Raw genomic sequence first — 15,959 nt, 5'->3', positions numbered from 1 at the left:
AACTCAAGAAAAATGCGAGCCATTGTAATAGATGATGAAAGATTAGCACGAAAAGAACTGATCACCCTCTTAAATCAGCTTGAAAGTGTAGATGTAGTCGGCGAAGCGGTAAATGTAGATGATGCCAAAGACAAAATAGAACAGCTGAACCCAGATGTTATTTTTCTGGATATTCAGATGCCTGAGAAAACTGGTTTTGAGCTGTTGGAAGAATTGGATAATGTGCCCCATGTGATATTCACCACAGCCTATGATGAATATGCTTTGAAAGCATTTCAGGTAAACGCTTTGGATTATCTTCTAAAGCCAATAGAACCTAAGCGCCTGGAAGAAGCAATTACAAAGCTGCAAGGAAAAATAGATGGTTACACAAAAAGTGAGGAAAGCTTATCGGTGCATAGCCAAAAGAAGCTTACGCTTGAAGACCAAGTCTTTGTGAAAGATGGTGATAGATGCTGGTTTGTGAGGCTTTCGAATGTTCGTTTATTTGAGTCTGATGGCAATTACATCAAAGTTTACTTTGACAACTTTAAGCCAATGATCCACAAATCGCTAAATGCATTGGATGAGCGATTGGATGAAAAATCTTTTTTCCGCGCCAGCAGAAAGCATATCATTAATCTCGGCTGGGTAGAAGGTATAGAGCCATGGTTCAATGGAGGTCTCGTAGTCACTTTGAGAGGAGGGGACAGAATAGAAGTCAGTAGAAGACAAGCTGCCCGATTCAAGGAAATGATGAGCCTTTAAATGATTTCATATCCAGTAAAAAGCATTTGATTTTCGCTATATTTTATGTAACTAGAGAGTAATTGCTGTTTACAGCATGTTAATTTACTTTTCACCTCAAACGCAATATCTGCCAAAATCTAATGAAAGAAGAGCGGATCTTAATCGTCGAAGACGATATCAGTATCGCAGAGAATATCCAGGAAATCTTAGAACTCCTCGGTTATGTCAACACAGACATCGCTAACTCTGCAAATCAGTGTATTAAAATCATAAAGAAATATCGACCGGATTTGATTTTTATGGACATCAAATTAAAAGGCGATAAGGACGGGATAGAATTGGGAGAAATCGTAAAACAAATGGTGGATGCGCCATTGGTATATGTGACTTCTTACTCAGATCCCACCATCATAGAAAGAGCCAAACGCATCAATCCAGCCGGATTTATCGTGAAGCCTTTCAATACAAATGATATTCATGCGATAGTGGAGATTGTTCTCTATAACAAGCGTACCAAACCTGTAAGTGAAGTAGCCACCGCCAGTCCGGTGAGTGACAGTCCCTTTCTAGTCACCGATGCTGTTTTTATCAAAGCAGATAATGCTTTTGAGCGGGTGTCTTACGATGATATTTATTACGTGGAGGCAAATGGAAATATGGTCACCATCTTCACCAAAAATAGAGATTACAATATCCGAAAATCCATGAAGGAGATTGAAGAAATTCTGCCTTCACAATTGTTTCTACGAGTACAAAAGTCATTCATTGTTCATTTGGGACAAATCGAAAGCTTCAATACCAAAGAGATTACGCTTCGCTCTGGAGCGATGGTGCAAGTAGGCAGACAGTACTACAATAGTTTTCTGGCAAAATTGAGTACTATTACAGAAAGTTAGGAAAACAAAAAGGTGGGTTAGTACCCACCTCTTTCGATTAACCAATCAACCAAATCTACCCTTACGAGTATTCGTTATGGGAATTTCACCCAGTAAGATTATCAAAGGACCGAAGTTTCGGTCCTTATTTTTTTGAATTCAAATGCTTTTTCAGCTTCAGAATTTAATGGGATGCCGGTATTGTAAGTTGGTTCAGTATATTCAATAAGGGCAGTATGCTGAGCAAGATTTGTTTCTACTTTAGCTTTCCAAACAATGGTAATTGCCATTACGAAGCCCAATGCAGCACAAATGTTTTTTTGGGAGAATAATGAAGTAATCATGGCAGTAATAAGTTGGTTTAATTTCTATGTCTGCTATATTCCAAAAAGCGACCCAAAATTTTAACTAATTATAAATCAGTGTGTTAGTGTAAGGCCGCATTAATATGATGTACGGTTTTGAACAGCTAGAACCCACAGATGGACAATTGTTTAAAAGACAATGGGTTACAAATCGTTATAGAAATTTTTGAAAAATGATGGAAGACTGTTTTGTTTTACTCCTCTGAGGAAATGGGAATGTTTAATCAGAGAATTTCCAGACAAGCAAATCTAATTTCTGGAACGCACCAATCTCTAAGCAGAGTTTTTAATAGTTTGTTAAATAAGAATAAAGGAAAAGCAGGCAATTTCTATTTTCTATATCTTACTTACCATGAGCAACTATTTATTTCTCCTTTTAGCAGCTTCTCTTTTGAGTCTAAAAGCATGGGGTCAAGACTCCAAGATTATCGAATTGGAACAAGTAGACATTATTCCCACCGATGAGCTTCTGGTATATTCAAACTTTACTAAGAGGCACACAGAAAACAGTGCGAAAGTATTTGGACCTAGTGGTAAAATGAAGGTAGCAACTGTGATTGGCTTTATGAATTCAGAGAAATCATCTATAAAGGTGGAAGGTATGGAGCTGTTTTTCAACTATGACTGGGCCTTAGATTCATTAGGCTTTTATGTTCAACCAGTTGTAAGCAGGGAAATAAATGGTGCTCCTGAAGCTAATTATGAAGATTTTGCTGAAAAATATTTGGTGACACCAAAACTTAAAAGCCGACTTTATATCGATTTATCTTCAAAAAACATTGAGGTGAATCCTAAGGAACGAATTTACCTAGGAATTAAGTTTCTGGAAAATGTCAATCCTGATATTCACAATGTCTTCAATATTTCATTTGTAAGTGGGAAGATTGATGAATACACTTATATCCTTTACTCTGATGGTCGTAAACCTCAAGAGATGATCGGGCCGGGGAAATATTCAGCAGGAATGAAGTATTCTGTGGTTTATAAATTGAGAAGTAAGTGATGCTCTTTTTTTGACAGATGATTTAAGCACCTAGCTCTTACTAAAATCTATCAGTAGCCCAATAGATGCTTTGCTCCCCAAATTAAATAATCATGAATTTTAGTTATCAAGACTAACAAAAAAGTTGAATATTCGTAATTTAACTCAACGAATCTTTATGCCATGCGACTACACCATAATCTTCTTTCTGGATTAGCCTCTTTATTAGTGATTTTCTTGAGTTCCTGCGCGGATGATCCAATACCTCTCACCCCAAATCCCGATCCTGTTGAATATGTTCGACTTGACGATGAATTGATTTTTATTACCATGCCAAAGTCCGATTCTGTGGTTAATTTCCAATTTGATAGAATCCATGGCTACCAGTTCAAAACTATTTTCCTAATGGCCGGGGAAGATACCTTAAATCACACTGATTTTACAACTTCCGAATACAATTCACAAGAAAAGCTGGCAGCAAGTGTATCACATCAATTCGACCCTGCTAAGGATTATTTTTTTTTAGTAGAAGCTGTGGATTATTACAATCCAAATACACGATATACCTTCCAATTACCAACTTACAGGCACATTTTTGCAGAAGCATATACTTTTCAGCCGTTCGCAGAATTTTACCTATGGCAAGATTACGATTTTAGTCCTTCTAGAGACATAATGTTTGTCAGCGATTTTATCGGTAATAAATATAACATCCATAGAGTAGATCTTAAAAATCACTCAGTAGAGACCCTTTTCACTGAAGATGAGGTTTATGCACGACTAATTCGCGCTGCATCAGACCATGAATTTATACACATAGAATCTTACGACACATTTAACCCTGATATCTCACTTCTAAACAGAATGGACATTAGAACTAAGGAGTCTATTCCCATGGGAAGCTATTCAAGGGGATATGGAAGCATATCCAGAATAATTGAGAATAAATTGATCGTTAACGATAGGAGTTCACCTACTCCTTTTAAAAAATCCATAGATGTTAATTCTGGGGAGGTTACTGTGTTGGGAGAGATCGAAGGCCAAATATTTGAGGATAACTTTGACCAATTAGTTATTGGAAATTACTTTGTAGAGCCAAATGATTTAAGCTTAAGCCCTCTTCCAGAGGCAGACAAAGACGCATACTTTCTTTACAAAGATGAAAACGGATATACATTCTATATGGAGAAACTTCCTTTTCCTCGTGGAGCTGAGATCCAATATCCTAGGACTTATGTTTATAAAGACGAGCAATTGGTTTTTGAATCCAAAGAATCAGATATAGGACATAGGCATCTTTTTAGAAAGTTCAATGTTTCTGATGGCAAATTCATCTACTATAAAAGCCACCGACCGGACAGTACTTATCGAATAGATGGATTATATAGTGTAGATCTAAACAATGGAGAAGAAACCCTTATTCATGCGGATTTTAGCCCGTATTATCTAGCGGTCTATGACTTTGGTGATAAGGGAATAATCGCACAACGCGGATGGGAATTTAGCTTTATGGAAAAAATACAGCCCTAATTAAACAAAAAGCTGTCTCTTCATCAGAGACAGCTTTTTGTTTATAGTCAAAATGGGAGTTTTTATAAAAGCTCATTCGCCAGATTCGCTAGTTCTGATCTTTCGCCTTTCTCCAATTTGATATGAGCATAAAGTGGATGGTCTTTTACACGATCAATCAGATAGGACAAGCCATTCGACTGTGAGTCTAGATATGGCGTATCGATCTGGAATACATCTCCAGTGAAGATGATTTTTGTGTTTTCTCCGGCCCGGGAAATAATCGTCTTGATCTCATGAGGAGTCAAGTTCTGCGCTTCATCCACGATAAAGAAGATATTCGAAAGAGAACGCCCACGGATATAAGCCAATGGCTGAATCACCAACTTTTCCTGATTTACCAGTTCAGTGATCTTCTGAAATTCCTTATCCGTTTCCTTGTACTGATTTTGGATAAACTTCAAATTATCCCAAAGTGGCTCCATGTATGGATTCAACTTTGACTTGATATCTCCAGGCAAATAACCGATGTCCTTATTGCTCAGTGGCACGATCGGTCTCGCTAAGAAAATCTGCTTGTATTCTCTTCTTTGCTCCAAAGCTCCCGCCAAAGCAAGTAAAGTCTTCCCCGTCCCGGCAACTCCTTGAATAGAGACTAAGCGGATATTTGGATTGGTGATCGCATGCAGCGCGAAAGTCTGCTCTGCATTTTTAGGCTTGATATTATATGCTAGCTTTTTGTCAACCCGCTCAAGAATACTTTCCTCTGAGTTGTAATAAGCCAAAACAGAATTCTTATCACTCTTTAGAATGTAATAGGCGTTGGACTTTCTTTTTCTGGTGCCCAATACTGCTTTTGCCTCTATGTATCCCTGTTCATATAGCTTGTTGATATGCTCGGGATCCATGTTGTCAAGGATGTATTTGCCGGTATTCTCCAGCTCAACGATATTCTTGATTTTACCCGTCTCATAATCCTCAGCGAGAAGATCTATGGATTTGGCCTTCAGCCGGAGGTTTATATCCTTACTGACCAAGATCACTTTTCTGCCCTTCTCATGTTGTTTGAGATACAAGGCACAATTTAGAATCTTATGGTCATTTTTTTCCTCCCCAAAAATCTCGTTGGCGTTGACCTGATTCTCCGGATTCATGAGAATTCGGAAATTCCCCTTGGTCTTGCCATTCAGCGGAGTCCACTCATGAATCATATGATCCTGTGAGAGCTTATCCAGCAATCGGATGAATTCCCGGGCTTCAAAATTCTTGGTATCATTGCCTTTCTTGAATTGATCAAGTTCCTCCAGCACCGTGATTGGGATGACCACATCGTGCTCGGCAAAGTTCATAATGGAGTTGTGTGCGTAAAGGATCACAGAAGTATCCAGCACAAAGATTTTCCGATCTTTATCGGACTTGGCTCTAGGCATGCGCAGGTAGTGTAGTGGTACTATGTGATTTAATTTAGAAAAATATTTGGGCTATTGACAAAGTTTCAATGAGAATTTATGGTTAATTAAATATGACCTTTCTCTATGCGGTTGACTATCAATCCAATAAAAAAAGGGCAGAATTTATGGTTCTGCCCTTTTCGTATGAATCTGAATTTTTTACTCCAGTAATGCGGCGATATCCTCTTGGCCCAAACTCTTCATGAAGCTTTCTTCCGTATTTATCAGCTCGCCAGCAAGTGCCAGCTTACGATCCTGAAGTGCCATGATTTTTTCTTCCACAGATCCCCTGGTGATGAATTTGTAGATGATCACCTTGTTTTCCTGTCCGATTCTATGCGCTCTGTCAATTGCCTGGGCTTCCACCGCAGGATTCCACCAAGGATCTAGCAAGAATACATATTCTGCTTTCGTCAGGTTCAAACCTACTCCACCAGCTTTTAAGGAAATCAAGAAAACTTTGATATCATCATTTTCCTGGAATTTCTCCACCTGCGCCTGACGGTCTTTTGTAGTACCATCCAGGTATGCATAAGGAATTCCCTGCTCTTCCAAATATTCTTTTACAATAGCTAAATGTCTTACGAATTGACTAAATACAAGGACTTTATGGCCTTCCGAAATAGTGGACTGAAGCATGTAAGTCACATCTTCCAGCTTACCAGACTCACCTTCGTAGTCATCTCTGACCAGTTTTGGGTGATTGGCGATCTGGCGAAGTTGGGTCAAACCACGAAGCAAGGTGAACTGTTGGTTATTTCTTCCGGTGCTCTGTATATCCGAGATAATCTTCTCACGATAGTAGCTTTTCACCTCTTCGTAAACCTCCTCTTGCGCGGCCGTCATATCCGAGTATTTCACATTGGTGATCTTTTCAGGCAAGTCTGTCGCTACCTGCGATTTCAATCTCCTTAGGATAAATGGCTTGATCATCGCATGAAGCTTCGCCGACTTATCCAGGTCTCCTTGTTTTTCTATAGGTTGTAAAAATTGTGTTTTGAAAGAATTCTGATTGCCTAGCAGTCCCGGATTGATGAAGTTCATCTGGGACCAGAGATCCATGGTACTGTTCTCTACAGGAGTACCTGTCAAGATTAGCTTTTGCTTACTTTTCAGCTGGTTTACTGCTCCGGCTATGTTACTTCCTGGATTTTTGATTGCTTGGGATTCATCCAAAATGATGTAATTGAAATAGAAATCCTTCAGCACTTCAATATCCAGTCGGGTGATTCCGTAAGAAGTTAAAACCAGATCGTAGTCGCCGAATCTCCATGGGTCTTTGATACGCTGAGTCCCGGAGTAAACCAGAATTTTCAAATCAGGGGTAAATTTCCTCGCCTCCAGTTCCCAGTTGTAAATCAGGGATGTTGGCATTACCAATAACGAAGTCAAACCAGGATTTGCCTCCATTTCATGTGCGAGCAAGGCAAGTGTTTGGACGGTTTTACCCAGACCCATATCATCTGCCAGACATCCTCCGAACTTAAATTCATTTAAGAATCGAAGCCAATTGTATCCTGCATGCTGATATGGTCGGAGTGTTCCTTCAAAGTTTGCAGGCAACTCATACTCCTCGATAGATTCAAAATCTCTCAGCCTTTCCAGCTTTCTGCTCAACGTGACCTGTACCAGATTTCCGATTTCCATCTCTCTGGCTAGAGCTAAGTGATGCTTGCGCAAAACCATGGAGTTTTCATCACCACGGTCTTCCATGAAGTTGAACAGCTCGGAGTAATTTACAAACCAAGATGCCGGAATCACCGCAATTTCACCGTTTGGTAACTCGAATTCAGCTTTGCCTTGAAGCAAAAGCTTTCTCAGCTTCGCAAAAGGGACGAGGTAAATACCGAATTTGATAAGTGCTTTCACATCAAACCAGTCAATATTCTCATTGACTTCAATCGATATCTGTGCTTTGCCGATGTTATAGACTTTGCCTTTTGGATTGGGTTTTTGTAGAATTTTTATTTTCTCTATATCCAGAAAATCCTCGTTTTCGCCAATCCACTCAAAAGCTTCAGTTTTGGGCAACGCATCCTTACCCATCTTAAATTCCAGGCCTTTGTCCCGTAGTAACTTTATGTAGGCCTTTTCTTTTTGCGTACTTCGAATAGTCTTATAAAATGTATAACTATCATCACCTGCTTCCAGTCTCACGGATGCGCCGTGTAATTCCGAACTTGGCGTCTGCACCGGGAAATCAATATTTCCATATTTGAATCTAAGCTCAAAAACGATTTTATCTTCTTCTAATTTCTCCCCATCTTCCCCAAAGAGATTCTTTCCGCCTCCTCCAGGGAGATCAGAAATATTAATAAATACTTCAGGAGTGCCACGCTCAATATTGATATCAAACCCAACAGATTCTACATCAAACTGGGAAATCAAATTCGCCATAAAACCTTTGTAGTAGCTAGGCTCAATTCGCTTATCGATGACAATAAACTTTTTATTCAGAAAAGCCTTGAGTTTCTTGCCATCAATTCCTTTTTCAAAGTGAAAAAGTTGACCATTTACAACAAGCCATCCTGGCTCATTACTGATGAAATAGCCGTTTTTGTATTGCCAGTCTAGTTTTTCTCCTTTGTATTTTATAGTAGGCCAATAGTGTGTGTTTTCAGCATTTTTGTGAAAATGAAATAATACACTTGCACGCTCGGCATTGACAATAATTTCTTTCCACACAGGGTTTCCGTCACTTCCCATTTCGAAAAGTCGCTTTCCGATTAGCAAGGGCATTATTTTCGAACGCTTTTTCTCAATGACTTCCTCGATTAAGTCCTGCGTCTTTTTATCTTCCGTTTTAGGATCAAAAATCTTCTCCAGGTATTGCTTAGGTCTGATGTTACCGCGCTTGATAAAAGGCTTCACTACCACTTCAGGATTCATAGAATCCATGATTTTTATCAACTCATAATCGGTCTTATCCAATCCAGCATCAAATTCACTCGCATTTGCGGAGCTAATATTTTGGTACGCTAAAGAAAGCCTGCCTTGAGGATCTATTTGAACTACAAAAGATTCGAGAAGAAGTCCTAAAGACTCGTGGCTGTAAATAGAATAAACTATCTGAAAGGGCTTATCAGCATCTACTATCATATTATTGTCGAAAGGACATAACTTCTATATAATCGGGGTTAAGCAAAAGAAGTCAAGTCAGGGTTAATGTTCCCAAAAAAGGGGAAAGCAAGTTGAAAATTACAAAAAATACAGCTCAAATACTTGATTTATGGCAATTATCTGGCTGAAAACATGAAAATCCTTCAAAATCACCAAAAATGATCTTGAAGGATTTTTTATTAAAAGCGATGAGTTTTTACTCAGAAACCTGATCTACTTCTTCGTCTTTTATGGTGGTAGAAGTTTCGTCTTTTTCAGGGAAAAACCTTCCTTGAAAGATTAAAATCATAGCTACACCCACAAATATTGCAGCATCTGCTACATTGAAAATTGGCCAAAGCGCAGTATAGGAACCGCCCCAAACTGGAAGCCATTCAGGTAAATAACCTTCCCAAATGTCAAAATAGAACATATCCACTACCTGTCCGTGGAACCAAGGTGTTGAAGCATTGTAAGGCGCATTATTTAACCACACTCCGTAAAATACAGAATCCACTAAATTGCCAATAGCTCCACCTAAGATCATCGCTATACATACTATATATAAGCTCGGCTGTTTTTTCTCAATGATATGATATAGATAATAACCTATCCCACACATCGCTACTAGTCTGAACGAAGTCAAAAGTAATTTGCCATAGTCAGATCCCAACTCCATACCGAATGCCATGCCCGGATTGGTGGTGTAGTGCAGCTTAAACCAATCTCCGAAAATCGGAATCTGCCCTGGTGAGCCAAAATCCATCTGGAAGTGAACCAGCATTTTTACCGCTTGATCTATCAGGATTACCAATAAAGCAATGCCAAAGTATTTCAGGTATTTATTCATTATATACGTTTTGCTATTAGGCTTTTTCTACCAAAACAGCTAGTTCAAAATCATCCATATCAAGTACCGTAGCTCCATCCAACGCAGGAGAAAGCTCCAGGTTCAGCGCTTGTACTTCGGTTTGGATGTATTCTCCGAAAGACCCTAGTGCATTTTTCACCAACTCATTATCATCAGCGATCTTGATGTTAATCTTGTCCTGAACCTCAAGGCCCATATCCTTACGTAGATTCTGGATACGGTTTACAAGATCACGTGCCACACCTTCTTGCTTCAATTCGTCAGAAAGCGTCACATCAAGTGCGACCGTTACTCCCTGATCAGAAGCTACAGACCAACCAGGAATATCCTGAGAAGTGATCAATACTTCTTCCAAAAGCAACTCCAGGCTTTCGCCTTCTACATCTACAGAGATTTTACCCTCGCGTTCAATTTCAGCGATTTCGGCTTGCTCCCATTTATTTATTGCTACTACGACAAAACGCATTTTCGGTCCTAGTTTCTTTCCTAGAACGGGAAGATTTGGCTTCACATTTTTCACCAAAATTCCGGAAGCATCGTCAATGAATTCAATGTCCTTGATGTTCACCTCTGACTTGATCAATTCTGCCAAATGCTCGATCTGAGCTTTTGTTTTTTCTTTCAAGATTGGAATTAGGATACGTTGCAAAGGCTGACGCACTTTCATTTTCTCTTTCTTTCGCAGTGAGTGAACCAAAGAGGAAATTGTCTGAGCCAACTCCATGCTTTCTTCAAGATCTTTGTTGATCAAAGCTGAATCGGCATCCACCCAATCCGTCAAATGCACGGAAGATTTAGCCTCGACTCCGGATTCAGTCAAGTTTTGGTACAACCAATCTGCATAGAATGGAGCGAAGGAAGACATCAACTGAGAAAGTGTAAGCAGAGATTCGTAGAGCGTTTCGTATGCCGCCTGTTTATCCGCATTCATTTCACCTCTCCAGAATCTCTTTCTTGCCAGTCGCACGTACCAATTGGATAGCTGATCCACTGTGAAACTCATGATCGCGCGGGTTGCTTTGGTCGCATCGTAATTGTCCATCGCTTCTTCCACTTCAGTGATCAAAGACTGAAGTTTGGAAACGATCCACTGATCTAATTCAGCACGATCTGAAACTGGAATAGCTTTGGATTTGTCATAGACAAAAGCATCCAGATTTGCATAAAGCGCGAAAAAATTATAGGTGTTCTGAAGTGTGCCAAAGAATCTACGCTGCACCTCAGTTACCCCATCCAGATTGAATTTCAAATTATCCCAAGGATTGGCATTGCTTAGCATGTACCAGCGGACAGCATCTGGGCCGTATTCTTTCAATGTTTTGAAAGGATCCACTGCATTGCCCAATCGCTTGGACATTTTGTTACCGTTTTTATCCAGCACCAATCCATTTGCAATCACGTTTTTGAAAGCCACGCTATCAAATAACATCACCGCAATCGCATGTAGTGTGAAGAACCAACCGCGAGTCTGATCCACACCTTCCGCTATGTAATCTGCCGGATAGTTGGCGTTGAAAATATCCTCGTTTTCAAATGGATAATGCCATTGCGCATACGGCATGGCTCCAGAATCAAACCAAACATCGATCAAATCTGATTCACGTACCATTTTTTCTCCAGAAGCAGAAACCAAAATCACATCATCCACATACGGACGGTGCAGATCTAATTCCTTGCCTTCATAAGGTGACTTCTCCATGAATCCTTTTGCGATAGATTCCTCAATCGCCTGTTCAAGCTCAGCGATAGATCCTATACAGCGCTCTTCTTTACCATCCTCAGTTCTCCAGATAGGAAGCGGAGTGCCCCAGAATCGGGATCTACTCAAATTCCAATCCACAAGATTTTCCAGCCAGTTGCCAAAACGACCCGTCCCGGTAGCCTCAGGCTTCCAGTTGATAGTCTTATTCAACTCCACTAATCGATCCTTGTAAGCTGTGGTTTTGATAAACCAACTGTCCATTGGATAGTAAAGCACAGGCTTGTCAGTTCTCCAGCAGTGTGGATAACTGTGCTCGTATTTCTCGACCTTGAAGGCCTTATTTTCATTTTTCAAGATGATAGAAATGATCACGTCGGTGCTCTTAAAGTCCGCCGCGTTCTCATCATCCTCGGTGTAGTTTTTCACATAGAAATCATCCGCACCATATTCTTTATGCGCAGTTATGCCATGTTCAGCTACTTTTTCCAGCAGGTATTCACCTACCATAGTGATAAACTTTCCTCGCTTATCCACAATCGGAAGATCCTTTCCTTGCTCATCCTTCACGAAGACACCAGGCACATTATTTTGTGCCAAAGTTCTAAAGTCATCCGCACCAAATGCTTTCGCAAGATGGACTATGCCCGTACCATCTTCGGTAGTCACATAGTCACCAGAAACGACCGTGAAAGCTGGGTGTGCAAGCGCCAAACCAGCTATCGGGAACAATTGCTCGTATTCCCAACCCAACATGTCTTTTCCTTTGAATTCCTCGATTACTTCGAATGGAATCAATTTGTCGCCGCGGTTGTAATCCTCCGATTTCAGCTCAGCTGCCTTTGGATTCAGGTAGGAATTCATTCTGGCTTTCGCCAAAATCACCGTACAAGCTTCGAAAGTATATGGGTTGAAAGTCTTCACTTTCACATAATCCAAGTTCTCTCCGATAGCCAAAGCTGAGTTGGCAGGCAAAGTCCAAGGCGTAGTCGTCCAAGCGAGGATGTAGGTATTTTCCTCGCCTTTCAATTTGAACTGGGCAGTGATGGAAGTATCTTTTACGTCCTTATAAGTTCCAGGCTGATTCAGTTCGTGTGAACTCAATCCTGTTCCTGCCGCAGGAGAATATGGCTGAATCGTATAGCCTTTGTAGATCAGATCTTTCTCATAAAGCTTCTTTAGCAAGCTCCAAACCGACTCTATATATTTCGGCTCAAAAGTGATGTAGGGATCATCCAGATCCACCCAATAGCCTATTTTCTCGGTCATCTCATCCCACTGATCCTTGAATCGCATGACCGTCTCACGACATTTTTGGTTGTATTCTTCTACGGAGATTTTCTTCCCGATATCTTCTTTAGTAATACCCAATTCCTTCTCCACCTGCAATTCCACAGGCAAGCCGTGCGTATCCCAACCGCCTTTTCGCTTCACTTGGAAGCCTTGAAGCGTTTTGTATCGGCAGAAAACATCCTTGATCGCTCGCGCCATCACGTGGTGAATTCCCGGCGTACCATTTGCAGAAGGCGGGCCTTCGAAAAAAGTAAATGTCTCCGCACCGTCACGGTTGGCTACTGATTGCTCGAAAATCTGGTTTTCTTTCCAGTACTTCAATACAGATTCCCCGATTTCGGGATAATCCACTTGTTTAAATTCCTGATATGTCTTCACTGTATCCTTTCTTAAGGGCAAGTAGGTGATAATTTATTTTTGGGCGTGCCCCCGTCTGAAAAAGCCGGGGTCGGGCTATCCGCTCTTATCGACTTCCCCCGATAACTATCGGGGTTCGCCGATACCGCTGCTATCCCTCACGCGATCAAGGAAACATCCTCCTCAAAAGCAGGCACAAAGATAGGAGAAATCCCCCTTTCTGGGAGGGTGAATCGTAAAAAATGCCAGCTTTCAATAGACGAAGTCACTGTTCCAATTTTCCAGTCTTCAAATTTTGCAATTTTACAATCCATTTAGCTCTAGCATCTTGATACCCGTGTCTTGCTCTTAGCCATTAATTACCAATTCATAGCTCACACTTCGCCCTCCGCCTTGCGGCAAAAAGACGCCTAATTCTACCAAAGCCTGTAAATCCCGTGTGGCTGTCGCCTTCGAGGCTTTAGTAATCGCAATATATTTCTTAGCAGTCATCCCTCCTTCAAAACCAGTTGGGCCTTCAGCTAGCATGCGATTGATAACTTTGACTTGGCGTTCATTCAATACTTCCTTATAGCGATCAAAAAACTTGACTTTTTGAAGTGTGAAGTTGATCAGTTCCTCTGCGCTCAGCTGTGCATGATGGACTGTATAGGCAAAATAATCCAGCCAACCTGAGATTTCGTTAGCACTTTGTCCGTTTTTTAAGGCGTTGTAATACTCATTTTTATTCGCCTCAATTGTACTGGAAAGACTGATCAAGGTTGCATGACCCAGACCCTGATGCAGGGCCTTTTCTGCCAAAGCACGGCCGATTCGCCCATTTCCATCCTCAAAGGGGTGGATCGACTCAAAGTACAAATGCGTGATCGCAGACCGGATCAACGGATTGTTTATCTCCTTTGTATTGCCGGGAGCAGTTTCGTTAAACCATAAAATAAAGGCATTCATTTCTGAAGGAACCTGCTTCGAAGGTGGTGCTTCGAAATGCACGATTTCTTTTCCGATAGCTCCTGAAACCACCTGCATAGGCGAAGAGTCCACTCGCCATTGACCAGTTCCGACATAGCGATTGCCTTCCATGAGCAGCTCATGCCATTCAAAAAGCATTTCTTGAGTCAAGTCTTGGGCAAATTCAGATCGTACCTTGATCATCAGTTTAGCTATTCCTTTTGCCCGCTGATCTTTGACCAGTAAGGGTTGCTCCTCATGGATTCCCAGATTCTTTTTGATGGAAGACATCACATCGGGGCGACTGAGAAATTCCCCTTCGATTTCGGAAGTTTTGATGGCTTCTACTACCATCATTTCCAGAAGCAGTTCAGTCTGATTTCCTTCCGACAAACCAGTGAGCACACCAGATAATTGCCCGGATTTCATAAGAAAATCAGGCAGTAGTTTTCCTGATTTACCTTCTTTGTAGGTAAACTTTGGCCAATCCGACTGTTCCCAATTAAAACTCATGAGCCAAATATACCGCTTATTCGGCTCATAATAATCTATTTTATGAGCCGAATAATAGATTTAATCGGCTCATGATAAGAAAAACCTCATATTTTGACACTTTTACACCAGACACATCTTCATTTGAATCCGACTGCTTAAATTTCCAATTCATACGACCTTACCCCTTATTATGAAACTTAGCTATACTTTATTAACCGGGACTATTGCTTTAGCTTTTGCCTGCTCTTCCCCAAAAACAGTAGAAGAGAAAGAAGCTCCTAAGCGCGCCGGAAATCCTATTTTTGAAGGCTGGTACGCAGATCCTGAAGGAATCGTCTTTGGGGATGAATACTGGATTTATCCGACTTTTTCCGCAGGATATACCGATCAATTGCATTTCGATGCTTTCTCATCCAAGGACCTAGTGACTTGGGAAAAGCATGAAAATATCCTCGACACCGCAGCTATCAAATGGGCCAGACAAGCGATGTGGGCTCCAGCTGCAATCGAAAAAGACGGGAAATATTATCTTTTCTTTTCTGCCAACGACATCCAGCGACCGAGCCGCCCGGGCTGGGATCCGAATAATGATATCAACCATTTTGGTGGATTGGGTGTAGCTGTGGCTGATTCACCAAGTGGACCATTTAAGGATCATATTGGCGAACCTTTGCTTTCAGAGTTTTATAATGACGCGCAACCTATTGACCAGTTCGTTTTCAAAGACACCGACGGCACATACTATATGCTTTACGGAGGCTGGAGTCACTGTAACATTGGTAAGTTAAATGCCGATTTCACAGGATTTGAGCCTTGGGAGGATGGAGAGCTTTTCCATGAAATCACCCCGGAAGGCTACGTAGAAGGACCTTTTGTATTTATCAGAGAAGGGAAATACTATTTTATGTGGTCTGAAGGTGGCTGGACAAATGACAGTTACAAAGTTGCCTATGCCATGTCTGACAATATCCATGGCCCTTGGGACAGAATCGGCACCATTCTGGAAAAAGACACTACTATCGCCACTGGAGCGGGTCATAATTCCGTGATTCAAAAGCCGGGGAGCGATGATTGGTATATGGTCTATCACCGCAGACCTATTCCAAATGAAGGCAGAGATCACCGTGTGACTGCGATTGACGTGCTGGAATTCAACGAAGACGGGACCATCAAGCCGGTGAAAATGACTTTCGAGGGCGTGGAAGCGAACCCAATCAATTAACCCCTTGATTTTAAGCGTATTTGAAGGCTTAGAAATACGGAACGAAAGTAAAATAAGAAAATCT

General features: G+C 41.0%; 11 protein-coding genes. 5 read left to right on the top strand and 6 right to left on the bottom strand.

Translation table 11 applies throughout. The annotated features are described in order from the left end of the window. Positions 1 to 12 precede the first annotated feature (12 nt). Both BM386_RS08890 and BM386_RS08885 read left to right on the top strand, forming a co-directional pair. On the top strand, positions 13 to 747 hold the full coding sequence (locus BM386_RS08890; RefSeq protein ID WP_091692772.1) for a LytR/AlgR family response regulator transcription factor: 735 nt from the start codon (positions 13 to 15) through the stop codon (positions 745 to 747). A 122-nt stretch (positions 748 to 869) separates the two neighbouring features. Beyond that, positions 870 to 1,625 (top strand): LytR/AlgR family response regulator transcription factor, encoded by a 756-nt coding sequence (locus BM386_RS08885; protein ID WP_091692770.1) that lies wholly within the window; start codon positions 870 to 872, stop codon positions 1,623 to 1,625. A 101-nt stretch (positions 1,626 to 1,726) separates the two neighbouring features. On the opposite strand, the gene BM386_RS23455 is transcribed toward BM386_RS08885, so the two are convergent. Beyond that, positions 1,727 to 1,948: a hypothetical protein gene (locus tag BM386_RS23455; protein WP_139235875.1), complete on the bottom strand. Its 222-nt coding sequence runs from the start codon at positions 1,946 to 1,948 to the stop codon at positions 1,727 to 1,729. 373 nt (positions 1,949 to 2,321) lie between these two features. Here BM386_RS23455 and BM386_RS08880 point away from each other — a divergent pair, with 373 nt between their 5' ends. Both BM386_RS08880 and BM386_RS08875 read left to right on the top strand, forming a co-directional pair. Beyond that, positions 2,322 to 2,972, top strand: coding sequence for a hypothetical protein (locus BM386_RS08880; RefSeq protein ID WP_091692769.1), 651 nt, complete (start codon positions 2,322 to 2,324; stop codon positions 2,970 to 2,972). Between the two features lie 162 nt (positions 2,973 to 3,134). Next, a complete protein-coding gene (locus BM386_RS08875) occupies positions 3,135 to 4,481 on the top strand; it encodes a hypothetical protein (protein ID WP_091692767.1) in 1,347 nt (448 codons plus the stop codon). Positions 4,482 to 4,543: 62 nt separating this feature from the next. On the opposite strand, the gene BM386_RS08870 is transcribed toward BM386_RS08875, so the two are convergent. The 5 genes from BM386_RS08870 to BM386_RS08850 form a co-directional block, all read right to left on the bottom strand. Continuing rightward, a complete protein-coding gene (locus BM386_RS08870) occupies positions 4,544 to 5,890 on the bottom strand; it encodes a PhoH family protein (RefSeq protein WP_091692766.1) in 1,347 nt (448 codons plus the stop codon). Between the two features lie 180 nt (positions 5,891 to 6,070). Continuing rightward, a complete protein-coding gene (locus BM386_RS08865) occupies positions 6,071 to 9,010 on the bottom strand; it encodes a DEAD/DEAH box helicase (RefSeq protein ID WP_091692764.1) in 2,940 nt (979 codons plus the stop codon). 217 nt (positions 9,011 to 9,227) lie between these two features. Next, positions 9,228 to 9,860, bottom strand: a complete 633-nt coding sequence (locus BM386_RS08860) for a lipoprotein signal peptidase (protein ID WP_091692763.1) — start codon at positions 9,858 to 9,860, stop codon at positions 9,228 to 9,230. Between the two features lie 16 nt (positions 9,861 to 9,876). Continuing rightward, positions 9,877 to 13,251 carry an isoleucine--tRNA ligase gene (gene ileS, locus BM386_RS08855; RefSeq protein WP_091692914.1) on the bottom strand — a complete coding sequence of 1,125 codons (3,375 nt, stop codon included), beginning with the start codon at positions 13,249 to 13,251 and terminating at the stop codon, positions 9,877 to 9,879. A 327-nt stretch (positions 13,252 to 13,578) separates the two neighbouring features. Then, positions 13,579 to 14,691, bottom strand: a complete 1,113-nt coding sequence (locus tag BM386_RS08850; RefSeq protein WP_091692761.1) for a Fic family protein — start codon at positions 14,689 to 14,691, stop codon at positions 13,579 to 13,581. A gap of 172 nt (positions 14,692 to 14,863) precedes the next feature. On the opposite strand from BM386_RS08850, the gene BM386_RS08845 reads away from it, so the two are divergent. After that, positions 14,864 to 15,895 (top strand): glycoside hydrolase family 43 protein, encoded by a 1,032-nt coding sequence (locus BM386_RS08845; RefSeq protein ID WP_091692760.1) that lies wholly within the window; start codon positions 14,864 to 14,866, stop codon positions 15,893 to 15,895. The last annotated feature ends 64 nt before the right edge of the window (positions 15,896 to 15,959 follow it).

This window comes from Algoriphagus locisalis, from assembly GCF_900116615.1.
GTDB lineage: Bacteria > Bacteroidota > Bacteroidia > Cytophagales > Cyclobacteriaceae > Algoriphagus > Algoriphagus locisalis.
Note: the sequence above shows the minus strand (reverse complement) of the source record. Positions and strands in the feature narration are given on the sequence as shown.